The sequence below is a fragment of the Bartonella sp. AA1HLJMS genome (assembly GCF_042197445.1).
In the GTDB taxonomy this organism is placed as follows: Bacteria; Pseudomonadota; Alphaproteobacteria; order Rhizobiales; family Rhizobiaceae; genus Bartonella.
The window spans coordinates 1-1,596 of sequence record NZ_JBHIRW010000162.1 but is presented as its reverse complement, the minus strand read 5'-3'; the positions used below and the strand labels follow the sequence as shown (position 1 = coordinate 1,596).

Here is a 1,596-nt window from a genome sequence, read left to right as displayed (position 1 = left end):
CACTTTCAACAATCAATGGGCAGTGGCGGCGGTGGCGGTGGCGGCGGCAGCAAAAACACGCAAAAATGGCAAGAAGAACTTAAATACAAAGAGCCCGCGGGGGGTGCTGGATCAAAAGAGGCAGTGGATGCTTTTTACGCACAGGAAGTGAAAAAAGCCGAACAGCGCGTAGTAGGACAAGCAGCCAAAGGACAAGACGTCTACGAAGAAGCCAGTGAAACACAAAAAAACATTACCAAGCTTCTTGACGAACTTGGAAGTACTGAAGATGCGGGTAAAATTCAAGGCATTCAAGCACAACTAGAAGCGATACAAGCAAAACTCCAAACACAAGTTCTCCAAATGCAAGCCGCCGCGATGATTCAACAAGCAGAAGAAAAAGCGGCAGAAAGACGTGAAATGGAAGAATTTAAAGCACGATACAAAGCTTTGGCCCAAAAACTGCGTGGTCAATAAAGAGTAAAAAAGAGGGGCTTGAATATGAACAAGATCATCATAACAACATTGCTACTTTGCACAGGGCTGATCACGGCTGGTTGTGAAAAAACCTATAGCGTAGAAGAACTTAAAAAAAATAAAAAACTGATGGAAGAAGTATTAGTGAAATGTTTGACGTCAGGGGATTTGAATTCGAAAAATTGTAAAAATGCAGAGCAAGCTGAATTTGAAACCCGTAAAAATTGGAGAGGCTTTGGCTCGACAAATGACGATAAACAAGAATCTGAAAAGAAACAGGACAATAAATAATGAATAAAGTTCTCATAACAACATTGCTACTTTGCACAGGGCTCATCACAGCTGGCTGTGAAAAAACTTATAGCGTCGCAGAATTTAAAAAAGATAAAAAATTGATGGAAGAGTGGAATGCTAAATGTGGATTCGCAGGAACTGCAAAAAATTGTGAAAACTTAAGATTAGCACAACTTGAACTTGAAAAGGAATATGAAGCAAAAGCTGAAGAAAGAGCGCGTGAACGCGAAGAAGAAGATCGTAAAGCAATGGAAAGATTTCGAGCCGAAATAGAAGCTGAGCATCAAGCAAGGCAAGCTGAAATAGCAAAAAAAGAAGCTGAACTAGAAAAATGGAAAGCTGAAGAAAAAGCAAAAGAACAAGCGGAAAGAGAAGCAGAAGAGCGCGCTAAAGCTAAACAACAGGACAATAAATAATGAATAAAGTTCTCATAACAACATTGCTACTTTGCACTGGGCTCATCACAGCTGGGTGTGAAAAAACCTATAGCGTCGCAGAATTTAAAAAAGATAAAAATTTACGCTTAGAGTGGGATGCTAGATGTGGATTTGCAGGGACTTCAAAAAACTGTGAAAACATGCGGTTAGCATTTTTAGAACTTGAAAAAGAATATAAAGCACAAGCTGAAGAAAGAAGTCGTAAAGCAGCAGAGGAACGGAAAAAAAGTATGGATGAACTTTGGGCTGAACAAAAAGCTAGACAAGAAAAATGGGAAGCTGAATTTGAAGCAAAACAACGGGCTAAAGCCGAACGAGAAGCAAAAGAGCACGCTAAACAACAACAGGACAATAAATAATGAATAAAGTTCTCATAACAACATTGCTACTTGGCACTGGAATTATCGCT

Annotated in this window: 4 protein-coding genes; all 4 read left to right on the top strand. The window is 39.7% G+C overall.

The window, feature by feature from the left end; translation table 11 throughout:
• Positions 1–456, top strand: a 456-nt coding sequence (locus tag ACFIQE_RS10250; RefSeq protein WP_375707684.1) for a type IV secretion system protein, incomplete at its 5' end; no start/stop codon positions are given.
• A 24-nt stretch (positions 457–480) separates the two neighbouring features.
• Positions 481–747, top strand: a complete 267-nt coding sequence (locus ACFIQE_RS10245; RefSeq protein WP_375630564.1) for an EexN family lipoprotein — start codon at positions 481–483, stop codon at positions 745–747.
• Positions 747–1,166: an EexN family lipoprotein gene (locus tag ACFIQE_RS10240; protein WP_375707683.1), complete on the top strand. Its 420-nt coding sequence runs from the start codon at positions 747–749 to the stop codon at positions 1,164–1,166. The genes ACFIQE_RS10245 and ACFIQE_RS10240 overlap by 1 nt, the downstream gene beginning before the upstream one ends.
• Positions 1,166–1,546 carry an EexN family lipoprotein gene (locus ACFIQE_RS10235; RefSeq protein WP_375707682.1) on the top strand — a complete coding sequence of 127 codons (381 nt, stop codon included), beginning with the start codon at positions 1,166–1,168 and terminating at the stop codon, positions 1,544–1,546. Before ACFIQE_RS10240 ends, ACFIQE_RS10235 begins: the two co-directional genes overlap by 1 nt.
• Positions 1,547–1,596: the final 50 nt, after the last annotated feature.